A 21,997-nucleotide genomic window follows, 5' to 3' on the forward strand; every position below is an offset into this window, starting at 1 on the left:
CGGAAGGGCGACCCGCAGCGCAGCCGCCCTCCCTCGAACGCCATCCATCGTTCTACCCATCTCCCTCGCGATCGTCGCCAAGGGCTGCCGCGCGGCAATTCGCTGGCGAAGCTCCGCGTCGGCTTCTTCCGTCCAGCGCCGCGGCTTCCTTATCGTCACCGCACGCTCACGGGTGCAGGTGCCCGGTATCCTCGCACTGCTCAGCCGCGGCCTCGGTCTGGATCGTACAATGCTCGATCCCGAACCGACTATGGAGCATATCCGCAACCGACTTCCTGATCGCATCGGCGTCAGCACCCTCGGCAAGCGTGACGTGTGCGGTGCAGTTGATGTCGTCCGAGGCCATCGACCAGACATGGAGGTCGTGGACGCCAGCCACGCCGGACAGGCCGGCGATGCCGGCACGCAACTCGGGCAGCTTGATCCCTCCAGGAACGCCCTCGAGCAACACGTTGGTCGTGTCCCGGAGCAGCACCCATGTTCGGGGCAGCACCCATAAGCCGATCCCCACCGCGACGATCGGATCGACCCACGTCCAACCGGTGAACCGGATCGCGAGCGCACCCGCGATCACGCCTACCGACCCGATCATGTCGGCCCAGACCTCAAGGTAGGCGCCCTTGACGTTCATACTCGCATCCTTGCCCGACGTGAGCAGCTTCATGGATATGAGGTTCACCACCAGGCCGATCGCGGCGACGATCATCATCCCGGTCGACTGGACCGCCTCGGGCTGGCGGAAGCGCTGCACCGCCTCCACCAGCACGTAGATCGCCACACCGAAGAGCAGCAGGGCGTTGAAAGCAGCGGCCAGGATCTCGAACCGCTTATAGCCGAACGTCCGCTTGTCGTCGGCCGGCTTCTGTCCGAACCGGATCGCGAGCAGCGCAATCACCAGTGCTGCCACGTCTGTCAGCATATGAGCTGCGTCAGATAGAAGCGCGAGGCTGTTGAAGACGAACGCACCAACAACCTCGGCAACCAGATAGGCGGTCGTGAGCGCCAGCGCCCAGCTCAGCATCTGGGCATTCGCGCCAGCGGTGTGGTCGTGGGCATGCCCCCCATGGTCATGGCCTGCGCTCATTGATTGGCTCCTTTCGTGCCCGCGTCCGAGCGAGCGTCTCGCAGGATTTCGAGGCCGCCTTTCACCGCGATAGCGGCAACAGCGATGCCGACGATAAGGTCAGGCCAGTTCTGGCCCGTCCAAACGACGATCACGCCGGCTAGAATGATGCCCCCATTGGACACGAAGTCGTTGAGGCTGAAGGTTGTCGCAGCGCGCATATTCACATCGGGCTCGCGCAATCGCTTCAACAGCCACAAGCAAAGCCCGTTAACGACCGCCGCGATGATCGCCATCCCGATCATAGTGGGGCCGATCGGCTCGCTTCCCGAGAAATAGCGCCGCCCGGCATCGAGCAGCACACCCGCGGCAAAGAGCAGCAGCAGGATGCCCGATGTCACCGCGGCCCCCCGCTTCCACGCCTGTGAGCGCGAGAGGGCAAGCAAGCTGATGATGTAGACGATGCCATCGGAGGCGTTGTCCAAGCCGTTTGCGATCAGGGCGCTGGAATCCGCCATGACGCCGGACACCCCGAAGCCTGCCGCCAGGCCCAGATTGAGCAACAGGACTATCCAAAGCGTCCGGCGCTTCTCGGCCGTGTCGAGGTCGAAGCTCTCTTCGCTCATGCCGGCACCTTCTCGTCAGGAGCGGCAGTTTGCCGATCGCTTTCCGGGACCGGCAGCTCTCGGCTGCCGAAACGGGCATAGAGCGTCGGCAGCACGAACAATGTGAGCAGCGTCGCGGATATGAGGCCGCCAATAACCACGGTTGCGAGCGGTTTTTGCACCTCGGCGCCCGCTCCATGTCCCAGCGCCATCGGTACGAAACCGAGTGAAGCCACAAGCGCAGTCATCGCGACAGGCCTGAGCCGGGCCAGCGCGCCTCGATGCGCCGCAGCCGCGCGATCCATGCCATCGCGCATCAGGTCATGGATGGACGTCACCATGACCAACCCGTTGAGAACTGCGATGCCGGATAGCGCAATGAAGCCGACGGCCGCGGAAATGGAGAAGGGCATCCCGCGCAGCACAAGCGCGAGCACCCCTCCCACCAGCGCCAGAGGGACGCCGGTGAACACAATCAGCGCATCCCGAACGGAGCCGAGCGCCCCGTAGAGCAGCAGCATGATGACCACGAAACAGATCGGCACCACGATAGCGAGCCGGTCCCGAGCGGACGCAAGGTTCTCGAACTGGCCTCCCCATTCGAGGTACGTCCCTGCCGGCAGCTTTACCTGAGCGTCGATTGCCGCCCGGGCATCGGCAACGACGCCCGCCACGTCGCGGTCACGGACGTTCGCCTGCACCACCACGCGCCGCTTTCCGTTCTCCCGGCTGATCTGGTTGGGACCATCGACGACAGCGATATCGGCGACGGTCGACAGCGGTACGAAGCCACCACCGGCAGTCGGTACCGGCACCTGAGCGACCGCCGTGAGGTCCGAGCGCGAGCTTTCGGCCATTCGGATCATGACGGGAAAGCGGCGATCCCCCTCAAAGATCATGCCAGCCTGCCGACCACCGATCGCTGCGGCAACCGTGTCCTGCACGTCGCCGGCGGTTACGCCGACGCGCGACATGGCGGTGCGGTTCGGCCGGATATCGAGCATCGGCAGGCCCTCGGTCTGTTCGACCCGCACGTCTGCGGCACCCCGGGTCCGGCGAAGGATACCGGCGATCCGGTCCGCGGTCGCATTCATCTCGCCAAAATCGTCGCCGAACACCTTGATGGCGATGTCGCCGCGCACGCCCGCGATCAGCTCGTTGAACCGCATCTGGATCGGCTGGGTGATCTCGTAGGCGTTGCCGGGGAGGGTGGAGAGACGCTTCTCCAGACGCTCCACAAGCTCTTCCTTGGAGAGACCTGGATCGGGCCACTGCGCCTTCGGCTTCAGGATAACGAAGGTGTCCGTGGCGTTCGCTGGCATCGGGTCCGATGCGATCTCGGAGGTGCCCGTGCGCGAGAAGGCGAAGCGGACCTCCGGCACCTTGGCCAACGCCTTCTCGACCTGGAACTGCATCGCCTGGCTTTGGTCGACCGACGTGCCCGGGATCCGCACGGCCTGGACGAGGATATTGCCCTCGTCGAGCTGCGGCAGGAACTCCTGCCCCAAGGTGGTGAAGGCGACACCGGCGAGCGCCAAAGCGCCGACCGCAATGCCGATGGTGAGCGTCGGGCGACGCATCGCCCCATCGAGCCCCGGCTCGTAGCGCTGTCGAAGGAACGTCACGGCCCGGCTTTCCTTCTCCTCCACCCGCTTGCTGAGCCAAATGGCGATCGCCGCGGGCACAAAGGTCAGCGACAGGATGAAGGCGAACACGAGTGCGATGATGACGGTGAGCGCCATTGGCTCGAACATCTTGCCCTCGACACCGGTGAAGGTCAGCAAGGGCGCATAGACCAGGATGATGATCGCCTGCCCGTAAACGGACGGACGGATCATCTCGCGGGCGGACGCGGCGACCAGCCCGAGCCGCTGTTCCATCGTCAGTTCGCCGTCCCGGCCATGCTGGGCTTCGGCAAGGCGCCGCAATGCGTTCTCGACGATGATGACGGCACCGTCCACGATCAGGCCGAAGTCGAGCGCGCCGAGGCTCATCAGATTGGCCGAAACGCCCGCCTCCAACATGCCGATGCTGGTGAGCAGCATCGTGATCGGGATGACGAGAGCCGCGATCAGCGCCGCCCGGAAGTTGCCGAGCAAGGCGAACAGGACGACGATGACCAACAGCGCGCCTTCGGCGAGATTGCGGGCGACCGTCGATATGGTGGAGTTCACCAGCTCGGTGCGGTTCATCACCGGTTTCACGACAACGTCGACCGGCAGCGAGCGGCCGATCTGGGTCAGCCGTTCGGCGACCCCGGTCGAGACGGTACGGCTGTTCTCGCCGATCCGCATGACGGCGGTCCCGACGACCACCTCATGGCCGTTTTCGGACGCGGAGCCCATGCGCAGAGCCTGGCCGGTCCGAACTGTTGCGATCTGGTTGAGCAGGATCGGCACACCCTCGCGGGTGGCGACGACGGTTCGGGCAAGCTCGTCGGCGTTGCGCACGCGCCCGTCGGAGCGGACAGAGAGCCCTTCGCCGTTACGGTTGACGACACCGGCGCCGGCGCTGGTGTTGTTGCGCTCCAGCGCCGTGGTGAGATCCTGCAGCGTCAGCCGCATTGCGGCCATGCGCTGCACGTCGGGGACGACGAGATATTCCTTGGTGTACCCGCCAAGGGAGTCGACCCCCGCCAGTCCCTCCGTGCTCTTGAGCTGCGGCGTGACGATCCAGTCCTGGACAGTGCGCAGGTAGGTGGCCTTGTCGGCCTCGCTGACGAGGTGATCGCCTTCCGGCGTGATGTAGCTGCCGTCGCGTTGCAGACCGGGCTCACCGTTGCGGTGATGGACCTGATCCAGTTCACGGTACTCGACCGTCCACATGAAGATGTCGCCGAGCCCGGTCGCGATCGGCCCCATTTCAGGGTTTACGCCCTCGGGAAGGTCTTCCTCCGCAGTCCGCAGCCGCTCCGCCACCTGCTGACGGGCGAAGTAGATATCGGTCTTCTCGGTGAAGACGGCCGTGACCTGGGCGAAGCCGTTGCGGCTGAGTGAACGGGTATATTCGAGGCCAGGGATGCCGGCGAGCGCGGTTTCGACCGTGAACGCGACCTGTTTCTCGATCTGGTCGGGGGAAAGGGCAGGGGCGACGACGTTGATCTGCACCTGGTTATTGGTGATGTCGGGAACGGCGTCGATCGGGAGTTGGCGCAGCGCGCCTATCCCGAGCAGCGCAGCGGCGACGGTGAGAAGCAGGACTAGCCAACGCTTCTCGACGGAGAGGGTGACGATGCGACCGATCATGGTTCAGTCCTCGTCCCCGCCTTCGCCCTTGCCGAGTTCGGCTTTGAGCGTGAAGCTGTTGGTGGAGGCGATCCGCTCCGAACCGGTCAGCCCGGACGTCACGACGACCTGGCCGCCGTTGGTGCGCCCCAATGTCACCGGCGTTGCCCGAAAGCCGGTCGGGGTCCGCACGAAGACGAACGACTTGTCCTCGATCATCTGGACCGCAGCCGACGGCACGGCGACGGTACGGTCGCCGGTTGCCGGAACCAGGATGGAAACATTGACCGTCTCGCCAACGCGCCAAGTGCTGCCGCCATTGTCGAGGGTGACGATCACCGGCACCAAGCGCGTCGTCTCGTCCAGAATGGGCGAGACGAACGTGACGCGCCCTTCCTGACGGCGCCCCGCCGCTGTTACCTCGACGCGGGCACCGGGCTTCACCCGGCCCGCATCGCTGGGCACCAGCGAGGTCGCAACCGTGATCTTGGAAAGGTTGGCGACCCGGAAAAGCTCGGCGTCGGCTGCAACGGTCTGCCCGAGCGTAGCCGAGCGCGCGATGACCTGACCGGCGATTGGTGAGCGCACTGCGATGCGGTTGAGCGCACCGCCCCCGCTGCCGGTCGCGGACAATTGCTGCTGCGCTAGGCGAAGCGCGATGCTGGCTTCGGTCGCGGCGGTCCGCGCCGCGACAAGATCCTGTTCCGGCGAGACGCGCTCGGCGAACAGGCGCTGCTCACGACGAAGGTTCGTTTGCGCGAGGGCGGCACGCGCGCGAGCGGCCTCCACCTCTGCCTTGAGGGAGGCTGCTTCGCGGCTCTCGATAACGGCGAGCGGATCGCCGCGACCGACAGGCTGGCCGAGATTGCGGGTCAGCGAGACGAGCCGCCCGCCCACCGATGCCGATACCACCTGCACGCCTTGCGGATCGCCTTCGATCGTTGCCGAAAGCTCGATCGCACCAGCCTCCCCGCCGACCGTTGGCCGCGTGACCTCGATCCCGGCGTCCGCGATCTGCTGCGCGGAGAGGATGACGGCATCCTTTGGACCTTCTTTGGCCTCGCTGGCCTCGGCACCTTCGGCCTTCTCGGCTCCGACCTTCTCGCCGGCTTCACCGCCGCTGCCGGTCCCGCCGCATCCCGCAAGGATGAGGGCCAGCGTCACGGGCGCCAGCGCCCGCTTGATGTTCTTCGTCATTGATTGTTTTCCTCAGGAGAGGGCGCGGCGGCAACGAGCCGTTCCAGGCGTGCCTTTGCGTCATGATAGGTGGCGAGCGCGTCGATCGCGGCGGTGCGCGTCTCGGACAGGGTCCGCTCGGCATCGAGCAAGTCGAGCTGGCCGAACTTGCCCTCGCGGTAGCCGATCCGGGCGATGCGCGCAGCCTCGGCAGCCGACGCCAGCACCGGACCGCTCGCATTGCGTGCGGACGTGGCGGCGTTCGCCACCTCCGCCTGGGCGTTCGCGATGTCCTGCGCCGCGTCCAGCTCGGCGGCACGCCGCAGGGCCTGCGCCTGGTCGCTCTGGGCGCGCGCCTGGGCGATGGCGGCTTTGCCGTTGTTGAAGACGGGAAATGGGATGGAGACCCCGAACACCGCGGCGACGTCGTTGGTAGCCTCGAGCCGTCGTGCGCTGGCGCTCAACGTCACATCGGGAATGCGCTGCGATCGGGCGAGCCGGACCTGTGCCTCGGCCGTCGTCGCGTCGGCACGGGCGGCCGCCAGTGCCAGCGTACCACCGGGTTCGATCGGCCGTGCCGGTCCAAAGCCCTCAACACGATCATACCATGCGAGGTCGAGCGGCCCGGTCACGGGCTGGCCGATCCGACGCGCGAGATTGTCCCGCGCCACCTCGGCAAGCCGCTGGGCACGTTCCACCGCCGTCTCTGCGTTGATACGCAGCACATCGGCACGCTGCTGTTCGAGCGGTGACGCACGCCCCGCCTGCACGCGGACACCGGCTGCGCGGAGCGCCTCCCGGGCGATACCGGCCTGTTCGCGAGCTGTGACGAGGCGGCGTTCGGCCGATGCTGCCTGAATGTAGAGCTGGGTGACGGCGAGCCGGAGGTCGGCCTCGGCCAGCGCCGTTCCGATCCGCGCCCGATTGCCGATCGCCTCTGCGACCGCGATCCGGGCCGACCTCTTGCCGCCCAACTCGATCGGGAGCGCCAAGCCTGCAGTCGTCTCCGCACTGCGGAGGCCACGATATTGGCCGCTGCCGGCGATGTTCTCGGTTTCGGCAACGATCGACGGGTTGGGGCGATAGCCGGCGACGGTCCGGCCCGCCTCGGCCGCCCTGACCCCTGCTGTGGCGGCTTCGAGACTGGGCGCGGTTGCGCCGGCGAGCGCCAGCGCCCGCTCCAGCGTGAGCGGGGGACTGGTCGATGCCGGCTCAGATGATTGCGCGTGCGCGATCGACGCGCACGACGCCACGGCCAATAAGGCCGCAATGAAACGGGACATGGTGACGAACTCCTGACGAACCTGGATTGCCGCGCGGGAAGCTCCCGGCGGATTAGGCGCTTGTCAGGCTTGGGGAGGTCGCAGAGCTGGGTCCGATGACATCCGTGCCATCGGGTCGTCGCTCCACGCGGCAGGCGCCATGGGCAGCCCGCTCACGGAGGCGACACGACCAGCCTCGAACGGAACACCGATATGATGGCCGTGGCAGCTGCCATGATGGTGCGGGTAGGACTTGTCGGCATCGGCCGGCACCTGGTCCCCGTCGCCATCGCTATGTTCAAGCGAGCTGGCAGCGGCCGTATCGACGCATCTCACGCCTTCGGTCGCATGCGCGACCGATCCCAGCCCAAGCGACAGCACGAGCATGAGACAGAGGAACAAGGCGGAAAGCCGATGCATCGGCCTTCGCCTTAGCAGCTTAGCGAACGCCATGTAACGGCTGCCTGTAAGTGGAAGGGGCAGGCGTGGAAGCGTATCGCAGTTCGGCCCGCGCCTGTCGCATGATCTGGAATCCACCCGACAGACCGAGCACGGCCATCAACGCGGCCACCACTAGATCGGGCCACGCGCTGTTCAGCCCGAAGACGCCGCCTGCGGCCAGCACCACGGCGACATTGCCGATCGCATCGTTGCGCGAGCAGATCCACACCGAACGCATGTTCGCGTCCCCGCTGCGGAAGCGATACAGCATCACCGCGACCACGGCATTCGCGATCAGCGCCGCAATCCCCACGACGCCTATGACCTCGGCATGGGGCACAGCGCCGTGGAGCGCACCCCACCCCGCCGCGAGCAGAACATAGAGCCCGAGCAGGGCAAGCGTCGCTCCCTTCAGCATCGCTGCGCGCGCGCGCCAGGCTATCGCCATTCCGGCGACACCAAGGCTGATGGCGTAATTGGCGGCGTCACCGAAGAAGTCGAGCGCGTCGGCCTGGAGCGCTTTCGACCCGCCCGTGATCCCTGCGACGATCTCGATTGCGAACATACCGCCATTGATCGCGAGCGCGATCCACAGCGCGCGCCGCCACTTCGGGTCGTTGAGGGTGCCCGCCTTATCAGACGCGCAGCTCGTGCAGGCCATTTCGCCACCTCGATAGAATCGATCTGGCAGCCTATATGCACCCTCTAGTCGCTAGAGGGTCAAGCACTGTGTCTGAGAAACTGACGATCGGGAAGCTGGCCTCGGCGACGGGCACAAAGGTCGAGACGATCCGCTATTACGAGCAGATCGGCTTGCTGCCGGCACCAGCGCGGTCGGCCGGAAATTACCGGACCTACGAGGGCGAGCATCTGCGGCGCCTGTCCTTCATCCGTCGGGCGCGCGATCTCGGCTTCTCGATCGACCAGGTCCGGGAGTTGATGGCGCTCGCCGATCGTCGCGAACAATCCTGCATGGCCGTGGACGTGATCGCCAACCAACATCGGGATGCGATCACGCGGAAGATCGCCGACCTGACGGCGCTCGCGGGCGAGCTGGACGTGCTGATCGACTCCTGTAGCCGCAACACCGTGGCCGACTGCAGGATCATCGAAGCCTTGGGTCCGAGCGCGGAGGTCGAGGAGTTCCCGGTGGCTCGCTAGGCGAAGTCGATCGGATCGGTATATCTGAGGTCATGTGCAACCGCGCTCGCATGTCGAATGAGCCCGAAACCCTATGGGGATCGGCCGCGAAGCTGTTTAGCGAGCGGCCCCGCGACAACCGGTTTGACCCGCGCGAGCTGCGCCCCAAGAGCCGCAACTATGTCATCCGCGAACAGGGCGGGGAGCGAGCCTGGGACGTGATGACCTGGGACGTGCTCGGCGGGAAGGCGGCGTGGCCGATGACCAACGTGCGCCAGCTCGGCCTCCCGCAATGGCGCAGGCTGGCAGAGAAGCCGGAGAACCGCTGTCTGGTGCCGTTGACCGAGTTCTGCGAGTTCACGCCTGACAAGCACGATCTGGGCGACGGCAAACCGCCGCTGAAAGGGGAGATGTGGTTCGGCGTGACCGACCAGCCTGTATTCGCCGTCGCGGGCTTCTGGCAGCGTGTCGAGGGCGGGAACGGCTTTACGATGGTGACGTGTGACCCCAACACGCTCGTCGCGCCGATCCACCCGAAGGCGATGATTACGATCCTCGAACCTGAGGACATCGATACCTGGTTGCGCGGTAGCTATGACGAGATCGTCGCGCTGCAGAAGCCCTATGACCCCGCCAAGATGACGGTGAGGGGACCAGTCTTCCCGACCCGACGCCCCGAACGCTAGGCGAAGCCTAGCGGCTCCGATCCTTCCCGCGATCCGGGGGCGGTGTACCCGGTGAGGAAGGCGGGGCGGACGCCCCTTCGAGCGCGGCCCCGATCTTGATCCGGTCGGCGACAAGCTGGCGAGTGGATTCCCCGACCGTGTTGACCATGCGCGCGCTTTCGCCGCGCTCGCGCGCCTTCTGCATGGCGTCGTCGACGATCGTCTGGGCGGGCGCGAGACGTGGGTCGGCGTGGTTCTTCTCGGCCGTGTTCTTCAGGAACAGCTCGGCGAGCCGCTCCTGGCCTGGCGAAGCCCCAGGCGGCAGGATCGGCCGCTCCAGCGAGCGAACGGCGCGCTGGAGCTGCGCTGGCTGCTGCGAATTGATCTGGACGCCGAGAGCCGCGCCGATCTCGCGGACGCGCTCAAGCGGAGTCTGCTGCGGGGTGATGACCGCATCGACCTGACGCACGCCAAGATAGGTGAGAAGGTGTGACTGGTAGATCGGGCCTTTGGCGTGGCGGACATAGGCCAGCTCGGTGCGGGCGTTGGCGATGACCGGGGAGGGGGCGCCTTCTCGAATGAGGCTGCGTAGCCGGTCGGCCGCCTGCTGGCGGGCGGCCGGGAGATAGCGATCCAGTTCCTCGCGGGCCTTGGTCAGCGTCACCCGGTAGCGCTGCCCTTCGGGCGGCGCACGTTGAGGCAGCAAGGCTATCCCGGCGGGACCGATCCGCGCTTCGGGCGCAAGGTCGCGACGGATCGCCGCCTCGGCGAGCACCGCGGCCATAGGCCGATGATCGCCGGTGAGGAAGCCATGCCGGGACGCGTCCATCCACGCGGTCTTGTCGATCGAGGCGATCCTGATGGGATGGCCGGCATCGCGGGCGAGCTGCGCCGCGTGGTGGCGCATCGTCCGCCCGTTTCCCTCGCGGAAAGGGTGGATGGCATTGATCTCGTTGATGTGGTTGCCGAGCCGGTCGAAAAACTCGTCGCGGGCGAGGCCCTTCAGCGCATCGCCCGCCCGCGTATCGGCAAACCGCTTATCGAGCTCGCGCGCGATGTAAGGCACGTGCGCGAAACTGGAGCCGCCCTTGGCGATATTGACGGTGCGATCCTGACCCGCCCAGTCGTAAAGGTCCTGGAAGAGGTGCCGATGTAGGGCGCGATAGCCGTCCGTCGTCGCTGGAAAGGTGAGGCGCGCGGCTTCTGCGCCGCGCGCCAAGGTCAACCTCCGCTCGGCCTCCATGAGGGTCTTGTCGTCCGTGATCCCAAGCCGGTTCCGGAGCGTGTCGGTCCCCGGATAGGTGTAGGGATCGTCTGCCAAGGTCAGGCCGCGATCTGGTGGGTTCCTGGCTTGTAGAGGCCGAGGATGATGGACGGCATGAGCGAAGGGGGAACACCCTCATCGAGCATCATGGCGAACATGGCATCCTCGTCGCCGGTCGGCGTCATGTCCTCGATGACGAGGTTGGCGCGCGCCTCTGCTACGTCCTCGCGCCAGAGCGCGATCTGCTCGGGGGTGCCACGCTCAAAGTCCATGGAGCGGATGCGCTCGCGCAGCGTGTCGAGATTGATCTGGGCCATCGCGTCATCCTTTCGCCGTTAACCCTACGCGCTCCCCCGCGATTTCTCAACAAATCACGTTGGCGCAGGTCCGTTTCGGCACGGTTGATCCGCGCTCAATCGAGCGCGGATCGCTACGCCACAGGCGTTAGTATTCGCTGGCCAGCATGATCGTCAGCACCCGTTTAGTCTGCTCGGGATTCCACGGAGCGTCACTGCCGTAGGTGAGGCTCGTGTCGTAGCAGTCGATCTTCCAGAACACCGTCTGCACAACCGCCTTTGCATCGTCCGGACGGTCCTGCGTCCACGCGCCGGTTGCGAGCTTATAGATCGCGCCGAAATCGTGCTCGCCATGAGGGTCGTTGTTGCCATCGAACTTCGTGAACCGGGTGATCGCGACCAACGCGGCGAAACGGTCCAGCTCGGGGAGGGCCTGGAATCCCATCGTAACGTTGGCGAGGCTCGCGAGGCCAGGGTGGGTACGCGCCGCATCGTTGAGACGCCGGATGGTGTCGATCTGCTCGGGGGTCGGCATGGGTGATCCTCCTTGTTGGCATGGGCCGCAAGGCCGTTCGGCCTCACGGCCCTGCCTGTCCGGCGAGGACGGGATGGGGAGGGGAACGAGAATCTTGGTAAGCTGGCGCGGGCGAGCCGCCCTAGCGCGGCCGGCACCGACGGGGCCGGGCGCCGCGCTTGGCGGCTTACACGGGCGGCAAGATTGTCGTTCGGGAACGAAAGGGCGGCGCCCTTGGCGTTCCCCGGCGCGGGTCGCCCCGCGCCAGACAAACGGATAAGGTTCGGGAGGGGACTTCGGGGGGAAGCGCGAATGTCGAACTGGGCGGAGCGGGCGTCGGCGTCGTTGCTACCGCTCAGCCGCGCGAGCACCCTTGGCGCCGCGCTCAAGGAGTGGACCTATACGGGGCGCTTCTTCGACCTCGAAGCGGCGGACGGCACCTGCGAGCTGTGCGGGCAGCAGGAGCTTCGCTACCATTTCGAGATCGAGAACGACGGCACGTCCGCGTCGTTGCTGGTCGGCTCCGAGTGCATCAAGCGCTTCGAGATCGCCGGCATTGACGAGCAAGGGCGACGGCTCGATGCACGCGATACGGGAAAGCTGGTGGACCGTCACCGCCGCGGCCTGGTGGAGGACGCGCGCAAGCAACGCGTCATGACCGCGCTGCTCAAGCTCGGTCGCAAGGCACCCGACTTCGACGCGCAGAACTTCATCGCCTTCGTCGACGACAAAGGTGCGTTCACCCCCAACCAGGTGGCGATGATCTTCTGGCGGCTCGGCTCGGCCGGGGTGGAGTATCGCCCGGCCGACTGGAAGGTGCGGCTGCGCCGCGACAGCGATATCGGCCAGCTCCGAACGATGAAGCCGGCCGCTTTCAAGCGAGTCATGGCGGCGCTCACCGCGGCGCAGCGGCGCCGGATCGACGAAATCGAGGCTCGCTTAGCTCAGTATGGGCAGCGCTGGCGCGAGTGATGTGCCGCCCGCGGTGCGGACCGTGATTTTCTGCTTTCGTTCCGCTCGGCCCTGACTCATAGAATCGTCATGCCGATCATGCCGGAACATCGCTGGCTGTACCCGATCGACTGGCCCGAGCTGTCCAGGCTGATCCGGTTCGGCCGCGCTAAAGGCCGCTGCGAGCATTGCCGACGGCCGCACGGTGCGCGCGTCTTCCATCTTGGCGATGGTCGCTGGTGGGATGCCGATCGCCGACAGTGGCGCGACGGGCGGGGACGGCGCATCCGTGTCGTCGGGGCAGACGTCGCCGCGATCGTCCGGCTCACGCGGGTGTATATCGCCTGCGCGCACCTCAATCACGACCCGACCGACAATGCGCCGCGCAATCTCGCCGCGCTCTGCCAGCGCTGCCACATGATCCACGACGCGGCCGAGCATCGCCGGCGCCGGTGGTACAACGCCTATCGCAGGCGTGCGCTGGGCGATCTTTTGGCTCTGCTCGATGGGCTGCCGACGATCGGGGCGGGGCAGGGTGTGCCACGTGGCACACCTGCGCGTCACACCGCCTAAGCCCCCCATTCACTCGAACCGCGGTAAGGGAGAAGGCCTATCGCTCTATGATATATCTGCTATGCTGGATATATGGAAAACGAGTTAGCGATCGCGGCACTGGGGGCGTTGGCGCAGGGCACGCGCCTCGACGTGTTTCGTCTGCTGGTGCGGCACGAGCCTGACGGGTTGGCTGCAGGCGAGATCGCCCGCCGGCTGGATGTGCCGCAGAACACGATGTCGGCGCACCTTGGTATTCTGGCCCGTGCCGGCCTCGTTCGCTCCGAACGGCACAGCCGGTCGATCATCTACCGCGCCGACCTCGACGGGCTGCGCGCGCTAACGCTGTTCCTCGTCAAGGATTGCTGTGCCGGCAACGCCGAATTGTGCGGGCCGCTCATCGCCGAACTCGCTCCCTGCTGCTGAAAGGACGCCCCATGAGCCGGACTGACTCGGTCGTCGACATCGTCATCTACCACAATCCCGAGTGCGGCACGTCGCGCAACGCGCTCGCCATGATCCGCAATGCCGGCATCGAGCCGCACGTGGTCGAATATCTGAAGACCCCGCCGTCGCGCGCGCTGCTGGTCGAGCTGATTGAGCGGGCGGGCATCTCGCCGCGCGAGCTGCTGCGCGAGAAAGGCACGCCCTATGCGGAGCTGGGGCTCGGCGACACCACACTGTCCGACGAGGCGCTGGTGGACGCGATGATGGCGCACCCGATCCTCATCAACCGCCCGCTGGTCGTCTCACCCTTGGGCGTGAAGCTCTGCCGCCCGTCCGAAGCCGTCCTCGATCTGTTGCCGAGCGGGCAGCTCGGCGCGTTCGCCAAGGAGGACGGCGAACAGGTGGTGGACGCGTCCGGCGAGCGGGTCGGCTGAGCCCATGTCGACGATCGCCCCTGTCGCCGGACCTGCGCCGGCGCGCGCCGGCATCGGCACCTTCGAGCGCTACCTGACGCTCTGGGTGGCGCTCTGCATCGTTGCCGGCATCGGCTTGGGGCACCTTTTGCCCGGCCTGTTCGCGCGCGTTGCCTCGGCCGAGGTAGCGCGCGTCAACCTCATCGTCGCGGTGCTGATCTGGCTGATGATCGTACCGATGCTGCTCAAGATCGACTTCGGCGCGCTCGGGTCGGTCCGCCAGCATTGGAAGGGGGTGGGCGTCACACTGTTCATCAACTGGGCGGTGAAGCCCTTCTCGATGGCAGCGCTTGGCACATTGTTCATCGGTTGGCTGTTCGCGCCGCTTCTGCCCGCAGGGGAGGGGCCGTCCTACATCGCTGGCCTGATCCTGCTCGCTGCGGCACCGTGCACGGCCATGGTGTTCGTGTGGTCGAACCTGTGCGAGGGCGAGCCGACCTACACGCTGTCCCAGGTCGCGCTGAACGACGTCATCATGGTGTTCCTGTTCGCGCCGCTCGTCGGGCTGCTGCTCGGCGTCGCTTCGGTGACGGTGCCGTGGGACACGCTGCTGATCTCGGTGATGCTCTACATCGTCGTGCCGGTCATCGCCGCCCAGCTCGTGCGCCGTGTCGTGCTGACGAACGGCGGACAAGCCGCGCTCGACCGGCTGCTCGGTCGCTTGGGGCCGGTGTCGCTCGTCTCGCTGCTGGCGACGCTCGTCCTGCTGTTCGGCTTCCAGGGTGAGGCGATCGTGGCGCAGCCGTTGGTGATCGCACTGCTTGCGGTGCCGATCCTCATCCAAGTCTATTTCAATGCAGGTCTAGCCTACTGGCTCTCGCGCCGCTTCGGCGTTGCCTGGTGCGTGGCGGCGCCTGCGGCGCTGATCGGCGCATCCAACTTCTTCGAATTGGCCGTGGCGGCCGCGATCTCGCTGTTCGGGCTCAAGTCGGGCGCGGCGCTGGCCACGGTCGTCGGCGTGCTGGTCGAGGTGCCCGTGATGCTGTCGGTCGTCTCGATCGTGAAAGCATCCCGGGGCTGGTACGAGCGCGGGGCGCACGCATGACCGGCCTCCGCGTCACGTGTCTCGCGCCGGGCGAGCTGGATGATCTGGCCGGCGCGCTGGCAGCCGCCAAGCTGCCGACCGCCGATCTCGCCGAACCCGGCCGCGCCTTCGTCCGCTTCGACGACGACGCTGGGTTGGTCGGGTTCGGCGGGATCGAGGGCGAAGGGTCGGACCGCCTGCTCCGCTCGCTGGTGGTCTTGGCCGATCGCCGGGGCGCCGGCATCGGCGGTGCGATGCTGGCGCTGCTCGAGGGCGAGGCGCGCCGGCTCGGCGCCGAGCGGCTCCACCTTCTGACCGACACCGCGGCGCCATTTTTCCGGGTGAACGGCTATGCAGAGGCCGATCGCGCTGCGGCGCCGCCTGCGGTTGCCGCCTCGCGCGAGTTCACCGCGCTCTGCCCGGCGTCGGCCACCTTTCTCGTGAAAGCTCTTTGATGCCGCTTCGTACGCTCACCGATCCCGACCTCCTGCCGGCACTCGATCCAGCCTATATCCGCGCGCGGCCCGCCACAGGGCTCGGGCCGCTTGATCCGGCACCTCGGATACTCCTGCTCTACGGCAGCTTGCGTGAGCGCTCCTTCTCGCGGCTCGCCACGGAGGAAGCGGCACGCCTGCTGCAGTTATTCGGCGCGGAAACGCGGATCTTCGATCCCTCGACACTGCCGCTCCCCGACCAAGTGGCCGGAGACGATCACCCGGCCGTCCATGAGCTGCGCGAACTGGCGCTGTGGTCCGAGGGCCAAGTCTGGTGCAGCCCGGAACGTCACGGCCAGATCACCGGCATCATGAAAGCGCAGATCGATCACCTGCCGCTCGAGATGAAGGGCATGCGCCCGACCCAGGGCCGTACGCTCGCGGTGATGCAGGTGTCTGGCGGATCGCAGTCGTTCAACGCCGTCAACACGCTGCGGCTGCTCGGCCGCTGGATGCGGATGTTCACGATCCCGAACCAGTCGTCGGTCGCGATGGCCTACAAGGAGTTCGACGAGGCCGGACGCATGAAGCCGTCGAGCTATTATGACCGCATCGTCGACGTGATGGAGGAGCTGGTCCGCTTCACGGTCCTGCTACGGCCACACGCGACGCAGCTCGTAGAACGCTACTCGGAGCGCAAACAGGCCGGCGTGCCGGTCGACACGACGACGGACCTGTCGAGCATCGCGACCGCGCCACAAGGCCGCTGGCGGTGAGCCGCACCACCCGATCGGCAAGGAAGTCGCCACGGCGCCGCCCGACCTCGTGTCGGGCGGCGCGACGCGGACCTGAAAGGGCAGCCGGCGCGCCAGCCCGCCAGGGCTGGCGCGCCGGGGCGACGGGCCGCCTTGCGCTCGTCAGGAGAGGAAAGGGGGTCCGATTATCACCGGACCCCCAGCTTTGCTGTTCAGGCCGTTTCCTCGTCGATCATGCCCTCCTGCTCGCTGCCGTCCTCGTCCATGTCGGCGTCGCATTCCTCCGGCTCGCGCTCCGCTCGGTCAAAGGCACCGATCCGCAGCGGGGCGGGAAGCCAATGGGCGGGCAACCGCTCGGACACGTTCACGGCAAGGTCCGCCTTCTTCTTGATGGTGGCGCAATTCTCGGCACTCGACGCGCCCACTTCCTCGCGCAACAGGTCGATCATCGCAGCACGGCGCATCTTGTCGAACAGGCCGATGGGGGCGGTCCAGCGCGACGCGATGTTCACGCCGCTCGCGCGCACGATCTGCTCGAATTGGTGGTGGCGCTGGCCGGGGGAGCCGCCCGCGAACACCGTGCCGTCCACCGTCATCGCGACAAGCCCGGCCAGCAACGCCATCTTGTCGTCGCTGCCCATGGCACGGATCGCCTCGAACCGGCCTTCGGCGGGAATGGCGGCGAAACGGGTCGCCATCATGTCCTCCACGGCAAGAACGTCGCTCGTCGCCATCAACTCTTGCGCCACGTCGGTCGCGACGGCCTTGGCCTGAACCTCGATCGCCATCTGGTGGCTGTGCGCGCCGTGGAGCAACTGGCCCGCGAGGCTGTCGAGCACGATGTCGAGTGCCAGCGCCGGGTCGGCCGCGACCGCCTCCTGCACGACCCGTGTCTTAATGCGCGTGAGGTCGGCGAACAGGCTGTTGCTGTAAAGCGGGACGGGACCGTCGTGGTTCGCCTTCGGTTTCGGCTCGGCCTTGGCGCGGTAGAAGCTCTTGCCCAGTGATCCGTCATGCGACACCCAAAGGGCCACGCCGCCCACCGCAACCTGCTCGCGATTAAAGGCGCGCAAGCCTTCGGTGATCGCGTCGCGCTCGTCCGATAGCGGGTCGATCCGCTCGCTGTCCTCGCCCTCGGCCTCTGCGATGGCCTCGATCTCGGCGTCGATCGCGGTAAGCCTCGTCGCCTCGTCGTGGGTCGGCTCGCGCGTCGCCGGGTACATGCTGCCCTTCATATAGAGGTCGTAAGGGCGTTCGAGCGCCGCACGGACTTCGTGCCACCCGATAGCGCGATACTCGTCCGCGAGTGCGTCCAGCTTCTCTTCTGCCAGTTCTCGCACAAGCTCGGGATCGTCCGCAAAGCCTTCGGCCCCTTGGCTGAACAGGTCGACCGTGATCGTACCGCCTTTGGCCTCGTAAGCCTCCCGCCCGACGAACAGGAACGGGCCGCTGGTGGTGTCCACCTTCTCGGTGGTGAGCATCCGGCGGATAGTGTGCGCGTGGCCGTTCGCGGCCTTCCAGACCTTCATCTGCTGGCTGTGATCGTCGGTGAGGGTGAGCGCACGTGCGGCCTCAAGGCTCAACTGATCCTTGGCGATCAGGTCGATCAGCGCCGGGGCAAGCGCAGACAGGCGGAGCATCTTGTAGACGAAGCTGACCGCCTGACCGAACCGGGCCGCAATCTCCTCGGCGTCCATGCCCGTGTCGCGGAGCGCGGCGAAGGCGCGGATGCTGTCGGCAGGGTGCATGTCCTCGCGCTGGAAATTCTCGGCGAGCGACAGTTCGATGGCTTCTTCCTTGGTCCGCAACTCAACCGGGAAGGTGTCGCTGCTTTTGATCCGCTTGCGCTTCACCAAGATTTTGAGCGCGCGGTAACGCCGCCCTCCGGCAAAAACCCACAACAGCCCCTCGTCCTCATAGGCGACAAGGTTCTGCAACAGCCCGTGCGCTTCGATGTCGTCGGCCATCGCCTCGACGGCGGACGGCTTCACGCGGCGCTGGTTGAGCGGGGAAAGGCGAAGCTGGGCGAGCTTGGGATGGATGATAGCCATGATGATGCTCCGTGATCTGGATGGATTTGACTGGGAGGGGGTCAGCCTTCGAGGCTCGCGAGTTCGTCGAACTCGGCCGAGGCGCGCTTCGCGCTGCCGCCTGCGTAGGTGACGCCGGTGCGCGGATAGAAGAACACGCGCTCGCCCTTGCGGTACGGGGTGCCGTCGGCGCTGGTGCCGGGGGACTTCGCGCGCTTCCAATAGGGATCGCCGGTGTATCGGGTGTAAGCCATTGTCCTTTCTCCTTCTTTCGAGGCGCAGCCGGTTGCCGCTGCAACCGGGTCTGCCTCTCCGGCGAGGAGCGGGATGGGGAGGGAGGAGCGAAATCGATGGCCTGGCGCGGGCAGGCCGCCCTAGCGCGGCCGGCGCCCCACAAGGGCGCCGGGTGCCGCGCTCGGCGGACCACACGGGGCTGTCGATTTTGCTTCGGGAACGAAAGGGCAGCAGCCCTTGGTGTTCCCCGCGCCAGCGGGCCTCCGGGGGAGGGCCGCGGTGCCCTGCCAGCGACGTCCGCGCCGCTGGGCGCGGCCATAGGTGTGCCACGTGGTACACCTTACGCGAGGATCGTCACCCGCTCAGGGCCGAGACGCCGGCACGGTGGCTCGGTCGGCGCAACGCGCCGATAGAGCCGTGCCCGGCAGGGTCGCGCCCGACCGGGATCGTTGCCCCGAAAAGCGCTTTGCACTGGGCAGGTTGCTCAGCAAAACAGCGCGCTGCCCTTGGACGGGTGGGAACTGACCAGGCGAGAACGAATGACCCCGATCGAGAGGATCTATTTTACATCGCGGATCATCCACGGCGATTTGAGTTCGGCAGATGGTGAACTGTCAGGTCAGCTCGGTCCTGCGGGCACGTGGGTTCCGTTCATCAAAACGGCCCTGATGGCGCTCGGGAACCTTGCCGATTTGGAAGGACCGATGCGCTTCATATACCGGGACGCACCAGAACTCGCCGACCAGATGAAAGCGATCGACGCCGACCTTCAGTTTGCGAAATACCTCCGCAATGTCTTCGGGGGTCATCTCAACGAGGCGCTGATCGCCAAAGCCTATGAGTGGCGGCCCGAGCTGCGGATGCTCCCCGATATTCGCGAGCTGAACGGCACCGTGATGCTCAACGTGTTTGTGCTCGAGACAGCGATCAACACCTATGTCGCGCAGGATGGCCACCACGGCATGTTCTCATCCGAAACGGATCTCGTGTACCCGCCCGATATGGAGCGGTTCTGCACATGGCTTTCCACCACAGTTCGGGCCGCCATTCGGATTTGCGACATGCTCGGCGAAATTACCCATGCCTCAGTGACGCCGCTGGGCGAGCAAGCCGATATGTTCGAGGCGTACAAGGCTGCCGGGCTGACCGCCTTCGCTCGGATCAGGAAGGGCCGGTAAGGCTCGCTCACCCTGTGCTGCGCGTCGCGAGACGACAAGAAAGGGCGCGCGCCGGTGCCGCGAAGCGAAGCCGGCGCGCGCGCATAGGAGCCTGGAGCGACCCTCGGGGTCGCTCCAGACCGTTCCCTAGTCGGCGTCACCATCGTTGATGGCATCGCACGCGGCTTGGCAGGCTTCGCGGCTGCCATAGGGGCCGATATGCGGGGTGTTGTTGTCGTCGACGCCCCACCAGCCCTTGTCGACATGCCGCCCGCTGTCCCGCATCAACGAGCGGGTCCCGCCACCAATGTGGATCGGATCGAGTGTACCTTTGATCGACATATGCTTCGTCCTTCTATGCCCGTGATTGGGCGCACAGAACCGCGCGAGACCCGCGAATTGGGCGTCGCTCTACCGACCGAAAGCATCCGGTCGGCGCGGTTCGATGATTGATTTACAAGTGTCGATTTCGCGCACGCCCGGGACGGTCGGGAGAACAGGAACGCGGCCCGTTTCACGAAAGATCGGGGCCGCGTATCCATCACGCTGCGACCGACATCGCCGCGTTGCTCATCCGGCTGAGCAGCCAGTCCGCGGCGGCCTGCGCTTGCGTCGCGGCGGTGAAGATGCACCGTTTGTCGTTGCGGAGCGCCTGCAGCCAGCTCGCCAGATAGGCCGCGTGATCTTCCCGGTCGTGGAGCTTGATGCCGATCGCGCCGCTGACGAATGCCGCACCCAGCTCGGCCACCAGTTCCTCGCGGGCGTAATCCTCCCGCTTCGTGGAAATGAGGGTGGGGCGGGCGAGCCGGTCCACGTGGCCGGTTGCGTGGCAAAGCTCATGGGCAAGCGTCGAATAATAGTCGTCCCCGGTGTGGAAGTCGGCGAACTCGGGCATGACGACGTGATCGCCGCTCGGCTGATAATAAGGCTGCGATCCGTGGTGCCGGACGGTGACGGGAACGCGGGCAAAGAGGGTGTCCAACTCCGCGTCGCGTTCGTGGGGATTGGTCGCGGTGAGGATCGGCGCGGGGGCCGGATACTTCGCCTCGATGCCGTCGATCTGCTCGGCATTGAAGACGGTGTAGCGCTTGAGGAATGCTACCTGCCGCTTGCCATCGTCGCTGGCTTCTCCGCCCCTGTCGGCGTCCACCTCGATCGTGTTGGCATAAACGACGGTTGAGCCCTTCTCGCCCTTGCGGACGCACCCGCCGAGCGCGAGCGCCTGCTTGAAGGTCAGCCAATGCGGCGAGGCATAGCCCTTTGTCATGGCCGCTACCCAAAGGGTCAGGACGTTGATGCCGCGATAGGGAACGCCGGTCGAGCGCAGCGGGATGTTGGGGGCGGTGCTGCCGTTCCACGATTTCGACCAAGGCCGGGTGCCCGCCTCGATCATGGCGATCATCTGGTCGGTGATCTCTTGGTAGATGTCAGCTCGGTTGTCGGTGATCCGTGCCATGGTCTCTTCCTTTCCCTCGAGGCTGAAAGCCGGTCGCAACAGCAACCGGCTCTGCCTTTCCGGCGAGGAACGGGATGGGGAGGGAGGGCGAGAATCTGGTCCCTGGCGCGGGCGAGCCGCCCTAGCGCGGCCGACGCCCCGAAGGGCTTCGGGTGCCGCGCTTGGCGGATTACACGGGGGGCCTGATTGTCGTTCGGGAACGAAAGGGCAGCCGCCCTTGGTGTTCCCCGCGCCGGCGGGCCTCCGGGGGAGGGCTGCGGCGCCGGCGAGCCTGTGCCGGGCCAACGGCCCGTCCTTTGCCGCATGGCATAGTCTTGGCAGCGGGCGTGCTTTGCGCGATCTGTTGATGGATGATCGGCACAACGCCGTGACGGAGCGACAGCGCGTGACCAGCATTCGGATCCTGCACCGCGACCCAACCGGCAAGGTCTTTGACGGGGGCGTCGAGTATGGGGTGGAGCAGTTTGCCGGCCAGGTGCCCGCGATCGGCGACACGATCCTCGATCCCGGCGTGATCGCGGGTCAGGATCGGAACGATCCGCAAAATCGATCGATCTGGACGGTCGTCGGCCGTGTGTTCAACCCGAGGGACCGGGAAGACACGGTGGCACTGATCGTGGAGAGTCGGGACGGCAACCTCGCCGACGAAGCCTTCGCGTGAAATTCACGGCCGAGGGGGAGGTCGTTGCGGCTCCCCCCTGCGGTTACTCGGTTGATACGCCATGAGTATGCCCTGAGTGACGTCTACATGGGCACTGGCTATACTTTGCAGGGCCGCTGCGGCTCCCGGCCGGAGCCCTGAGAGGCGCCCCCCCGGGCGCCCTTGGCGCCTCA

At 66.3% G+C, this 21,997-nt stretch carries 25 protein-coding genes; 11 read left to right on the forward strand and 14 right to left on the reverse strand.

Annotated elements, in window-relative coordinates; all coding sequences use genetic code 11:
- Positions 1-166 precede the first annotated feature (166 nt).
- The 7 genes from B7L05_RS08475 to B7L05_RS08505 form a co-directional block, all read right to left on the reverse strand.
- Positions 167-1,084 (reverse strand): cation diffusion facilitator family transporter, encoded by a 918-nt coding sequence (locus B7L05_RS08475; RefSeq protein WP_066779372.1) that lies wholly within the window; start codon positions 1,082-1,084, stop codon positions 167-169.
- A complete protein-coding gene (locus tag B7L05_RS08480) occupies positions 1,081-1,689 on the reverse strand; it encodes a cation diffusion facilitator family transporter (RefSeq protein ID WP_085809865.1) in 609 nt (202 codons plus the stop codon). The genes B7L05_RS08475 and B7L05_RS08480 overlap by 4 nt, the downstream gene beginning before the upstream one ends.
- Entirely contained in the window at positions 1,686-4,913 is a 3,228-nt protein-coding gene (locus B7L05_RS08485; protein WP_085809866.1) for an efflux RND transporter permease subunit, read from the reverse strand. The genes B7L05_RS08480 and B7L05_RS08485 overlap by 4 nt, the downstream gene beginning before the upstream one ends.
- Before the next feature lie 3 nt (positions 4,914-4,916).
- The gene (locus B7L05_RS08490) at positions 4,917-6,089 is read right to left on the reverse strand and encodes an efflux RND transporter periplasmic adaptor subunit (protein ID WP_085809867.1); all 1,173 of its coding nucleotides are present in this window, start codon (positions 6,087-6,089) and stop codon (positions 4,917-4,919) included.
- Complete coding sequence (locus B7L05_RS08495) at positions 6,086-7,351, reverse strand: TolC family protein (RefSeq protein ID WP_085809868.1); 1,266 nt, start codon at positions 7,349-7,351, stop codon at positions 6,086-6,088. The genes B7L05_RS08490 and B7L05_RS08495 overlap by 4 nt, the downstream gene beginning before the upstream one ends.
- A 63-nt stretch (positions 7,352-7,414) precedes the next feature.
- Positions 7,415-7,750, reverse strand: coding sequence for a hypothetical protein (locus tag B7L05_RS08500; RefSeq protein ID WP_066779386.1), 336 nt, complete (start codon positions 7,748-7,750; stop codon positions 7,415-7,417).
- A gap of 19 nt (positions 7,751-7,769) precedes the next feature.
- Positions 7,770-8,432: a cation transporter gene (locus tag B7L05_RS08505; protein ID WP_085809869.1), complete on the reverse strand. Its 663-nt coding sequence runs from the start codon at positions 8,430-8,432 to the stop codon at positions 7,770-7,772.
- Positions 8,433-8,500: 68 nt separating this feature from the next.
- Between B7L05_RS08505 and B7L05_RS08510 the strand changes: the two genes are divergently transcribed.
- Together B7L05_RS08510 and B7L05_RS08515 are read left to right on the forward strand one after the other, a co-directional pair.
- Positions 8,501-8,932, forward strand: a complete 432-nt coding sequence (locus B7L05_RS08510) for a helix-turn-helix domain-containing protein (RefSeq protein ID WP_235904173.1) — start codon at positions 8,501-8,503, stop codon at positions 8,930-8,932.
- A 32-nt stretch (positions 8,933-8,964) separates the two neighbouring features.
- Positions 8,965-9,597 (forward strand): SOS response-associated peptidase family protein, encoded by a 633-nt coding sequence (locus tag B7L05_RS08515; RefSeq protein ID WP_085809871.1) that lies wholly within the window; start codon positions 8,965-8,967, stop codon positions 9,595-9,597.
- A 7-nt stretch (positions 9,598-9,604) separates the two neighbouring features.
- Here B7L05_RS08515 and B7L05_RS08520 read toward each other — a convergent pair whose 3' ends face one another.
- The 3 genes from B7L05_RS08520 to B7L05_RS08530 form a co-directional block, all read right to left on the reverse strand.
- Entirely contained in the window at positions 9,605-10,897 is a 1,293-nt protein-coding gene (locus B7L05_RS08520) for a Fic family protein (RefSeq protein ID WP_085809872.1), read from the reverse strand.
- A gap of 2 nt (positions 10,898-10,899) precedes the next feature.
- Positions 10,900-11,157 (reverse strand): hypothetical protein, encoded by a 258-nt coding sequence (locus B7L05_RS08525; protein ID WP_041043231.1) that lies wholly within the window; start codon positions 11,155-11,157, stop codon positions 10,900-10,902.
- A 127-nt stretch (positions 11,158-11,284) separates the two neighbouring features.
- On the reverse strand, positions 11,285-11,671 hold the full coding sequence (locus B7L05_RS08530) for a DUF3768 domain-containing protein (RefSeq protein ID WP_041043230.1): 387 nt from the start codon (positions 11,669-11,671) through the stop codon (positions 11,285-11,287).
- A gap of 213 nt (positions 11,672-11,884) precedes the next feature.
- Here B7L05_RS08530 and B7L05_RS08535 point away from each other — a divergent pair, with 213 nt between their 5' ends.
- The 7 genes from B7L05_RS08535 (at position 11,885) to arsH (ending at position 16,307) form a co-directional block, all read left to right on the forward strand.
- Positions 11,885-12,622: a hypothetical protein gene (locus B7L05_RS08535; protein ID WP_144037199.1), complete on the forward strand. Its 738-nt coding sequence runs from the start codon at positions 11,885-11,887 to the stop codon at positions 12,620-12,622.
- Between the two features lie 69 nt (positions 12,623-12,691).
- Positions 12,692-13,174, forward strand: a complete 483-nt coding sequence (locus B7L05_RS08540; protein ID WP_058733677.1) for a hypothetical protein — start codon at positions 12,692-12,694, stop codon at positions 13,172-13,174.
- Positions 13,175-13,246: 72 nt separating this feature from the next.
- Complete coding sequence (locus B7L05_RS08545) at positions 13,247-13,579, forward strand: helix-turn-helix transcriptional regulator (RefSeq protein WP_041043227.1); 333 nt, start codon at positions 13,247-13,249, stop codon at positions 13,577-13,579.
- 11 nt (positions 13,580-13,590) lie between these two features.
- Positions 13,591-14,034, forward strand: a complete 444-nt coding sequence (gene arsC / locus B7L05_RS08550; protein WP_058733678.1) for an arsenate reductase (glutaredoxin) — start codon at positions 13,591-13,593, stop codon at positions 14,032-14,034.
- Positions 14,035-14,038: 4 nt separating this feature from the next.
- The gene (gene arsB / locus B7L05_RS08555; RefSeq protein ID WP_058733679.1) at positions 14,039-15,118 is read left to right on the forward strand and encodes an ACR3 family arsenite efflux transporter; all 1,080 of its coding nucleotides are present in this window, start codon (positions 14,039-14,041) and stop codon (positions 15,116-15,118) included.
- Complete coding sequence (arsN2, locus tag B7L05_RS08560; protein ID WP_052490788.1) at positions 15,115-15,552, forward strand: arsenic resistance N-acetyltransferase ArsN2; 438 nt, start codon at positions 15,115-15,117, stop codon at positions 15,550-15,552. Before arsB ends, arsN2 begins: the two co-directional genes overlap by 4 nt.
- Positions 15,552-16,307: an arsenical resistance protein ArsH gene (gene arsH / locus B7L05_RS08565; RefSeq protein ID WP_041043294.1), complete on the forward strand. Its 756-nt coding sequence runs from the start codon at positions 15,552-15,554 to the stop codon at positions 16,305-16,307. The genes arsN2 and arsH overlap by 1 nt, the downstream gene beginning before the upstream one ends.
- 191 nt (positions 16,308-16,498) lie before the next feature.
- Here arsH and B7L05_RS08570 read toward each other — a convergent pair whose 3' ends face one another.
- A complete protein-coding gene (locus tag B7L05_RS08570) occupies positions 16,499-18,337 on the reverse strand; it encodes a ParB/RepB/Spo0J family partition protein (RefSeq protein ID WP_085809873.1) in 1,839 nt (612 codons plus the stop codon).
- A 41-nt stretch (positions 18,338-18,378) separates the two neighbouring features.
- Positions 18,379-18,570: a hypothetical protein gene (locus B7L05_RS08575; RefSeq protein ID WP_071838556.1), complete on the reverse strand. Its 192-nt coding sequence runs from the start codon at positions 18,568-18,570 to the stop codon at positions 18,379-18,381.
- 519 nt (positions 18,571-19,089) lie between these two features.
- Here B7L05_RS08575 and B7L05_RS08580 point away from each other — a divergent pair.
- Positions 19,090-19,728 carry a hypothetical protein gene (locus tag B7L05_RS08580; RefSeq protein WP_052490787.1) on the forward strand — a complete coding sequence of 213 codons (639 nt, stop codon included), beginning with the start codon at positions 19,090-19,092 and terminating at the stop codon, positions 19,726-19,728.
- A gap of 126 nt (positions 19,729-19,854) precedes the next feature.
- Here B7L05_RS08580 and B7L05_RS08585 read toward each other — a convergent pair whose 3' ends face one another.
- Both B7L05_RS08585 and B7L05_RS08590 read right to left on the reverse strand, forming a co-directional pair.
- The gene (locus tag B7L05_RS08585; RefSeq protein WP_058733683.1) at positions 19,855-20,049 is read right to left on the reverse strand and encodes a hypothetical protein; all 195 of its coding nucleotides are present in this window, start codon (positions 20,047-20,049) and stop codon (positions 19,855-19,857) included.
- A 199-nt stretch (positions 20,050-20,248) separates the two neighbouring features.
- Entirely contained in the window at positions 20,249-21,163 is a 915-nt protein-coding gene (locus B7L05_RS08590; RefSeq protein WP_085809874.1) for an ArdC family protein, read from the reverse strand.
- Positions 21,164-21,494: 331 nt separating this feature from the next.
- Between B7L05_RS08590 and B7L05_RS08595 the strand changes: the two genes are divergently transcribed.
- Entirely contained in the window at positions 21,495-21,824 is a 330-nt protein-coding gene (locus tag B7L05_RS08595) for a hypothetical protein (RefSeq protein ID WP_211368834.1), read from the forward strand.
- Positions 21,825-21,997 lie beyond the last annotated feature (173 nt).

It is taken from the genome of Sphingomonas sp. TZW2008 (assembly GCF_002117915.1).
Taxonomy (GTDB): Bacteria; Pseudomonadota; Alphaproteobacteria; order Sphingomonadales; family Sphingomonadaceae; genus Sphingomonas.

Bases quoted from the DNA above. Each gene is read 5' to 3' on its own strand.
- B7L05_RS08475 (WP_066779372.1), bottom strand. From the start codon at position 1,084: ATGAGCGCAGGCCATGACCATGGGGGGCATGCCCACGACCACACCGCT.
- B7L05_RS08480 (WP_085809865.1), bottom strand. From the start codon at position 1,689: ATGAGCGAAGAGAGCTTCGACCTCGACACGGCCGAGAAGCGCCGGACG.
- B7L05_RS08485 (WP_085809866.1), bottom strand. From the start codon at position 4,913: ATGATCGGTCGCATCGTCACCCTCTCCGTCGAGAAGCGTTGGCTAGTC.
- B7L05_RS08490 (WP_085809867.1), bottom strand. From the start codon at position 6,089: ATGACGAAGAACATCAAGCGGGCGCTGGCGCCCGTGACGCTGGCCCTC.
- B7L05_RS08495 (WP_085809868.1), bottom strand. From the start codon at position 7,351: ATGTCCCGTTTCATTGCGGCCTTATTGGCCGTGGCGTCGTGCGCGTCG.
- B7L05_RS08500 (WP_066779386.1), bottom strand. From the start codon at position 7,750: ATGCATCGGCTTTCCGCCTTGTTCCTCTGTCTCATGCTCGTGCTGTCG.
- B7L05_RS08505 (WP_085809869.1), bottom strand. From the start codon at position 8,432: ATGGCCTGCACGAGCTGCGCGTCTGATAAGGCGGGCACCCTCAACGAC.
- B7L05_RS08515 (WP_085809871.1), top strand. From the start codon at position 8,965: ATGTGCAACCGCGCTCGCATGTCGAATGAGCCCGAAACCCTATGGGGA.
- B7L05_RS08525 (WP_041043231.1), bottom strand. From the start codon at position 11,157: ATGGCCCAGATCAATCTCGACACGCTGCGCGAGCGCATCCGCTCCATG.
- B7L05_RS08530 (WP_041043230.1), bottom strand. From the start codon at position 11,671: ATGCCGACCCCCGAGCAGATCGACACCATCCGGCGTCTCAACGATGCG.
- B7L05_RS08540 (WP_058733677.1), top strand. From the start codon at position 12,692: ATGCCGATCATGCCGGAACATCGCTGGCTGTACCCGATCGACTGGCCC.
- B7L05_RS08545 (WP_041043227.1), top strand. From the start codon at position 13,247: ATGGAAAACGAGTTAGCGATCGCGGCACTGGGGGCGTTGGCGCAGGGC.
- arsC (WP_058733678.1), top strand. From the start codon at position 13,591: ATGAGCCGGACTGACTCGGTCGTCGACATCGTCATCTACCACAATCCC.
- arsB (WP_058733679.1), top strand. From the start codon at position 14,039: ATGTCGACGATCGCCCCTGTCGCCGGACCTGCGCCGGCGCGCGCCGGC.
- arsN2 (WP_052490788.1), top strand. From the start codon at position 15,115: ATGACCGGCCTCCGCGTCACGTGTCTCGCGCCGGGCGAGCTGGATGAT.
- arsH (WP_041043294.1), top strand. From the start codon at position 15,552: ATGCCGCTTCGTACGCTCACCGATCCCGACCTCCTGCCGGCACTCGAT.
- B7L05_RS08570 (WP_085809873.1), bottom strand. From the start codon at position 18,337: ATGGCTATCATCCATCCCAAGCTCGCCCAGCTTCGCCTTTCCCCGCTC.
- B7L05_RS08575 (WP_071838556.1), bottom strand. From the start codon at position 18,570: ATGGCTTACACCCGATACACCGGCGATCCCTATTGGAAGCGCGCGAAG.
- B7L05_RS08580 (WP_052490787.1), top strand. From the start codon at position 19,090: ATGACCCCGATCGAGAGGATCTATTTTACATCGCGGATCATCCACGGC.
- B7L05_RS08585 (WP_058733683.1), bottom strand. From the start codon at position 20,049: ATGTCGATCAAAGGTACACTCGATCCGATCCACATTGGTGGCGGGACC.
- B7L05_RS08590 (WP_085809874.1), bottom strand. From the start codon at position 21,163: ATGGCACGGATCACCGACAACCGAGCTGACATCTACCAAGAGATCACC.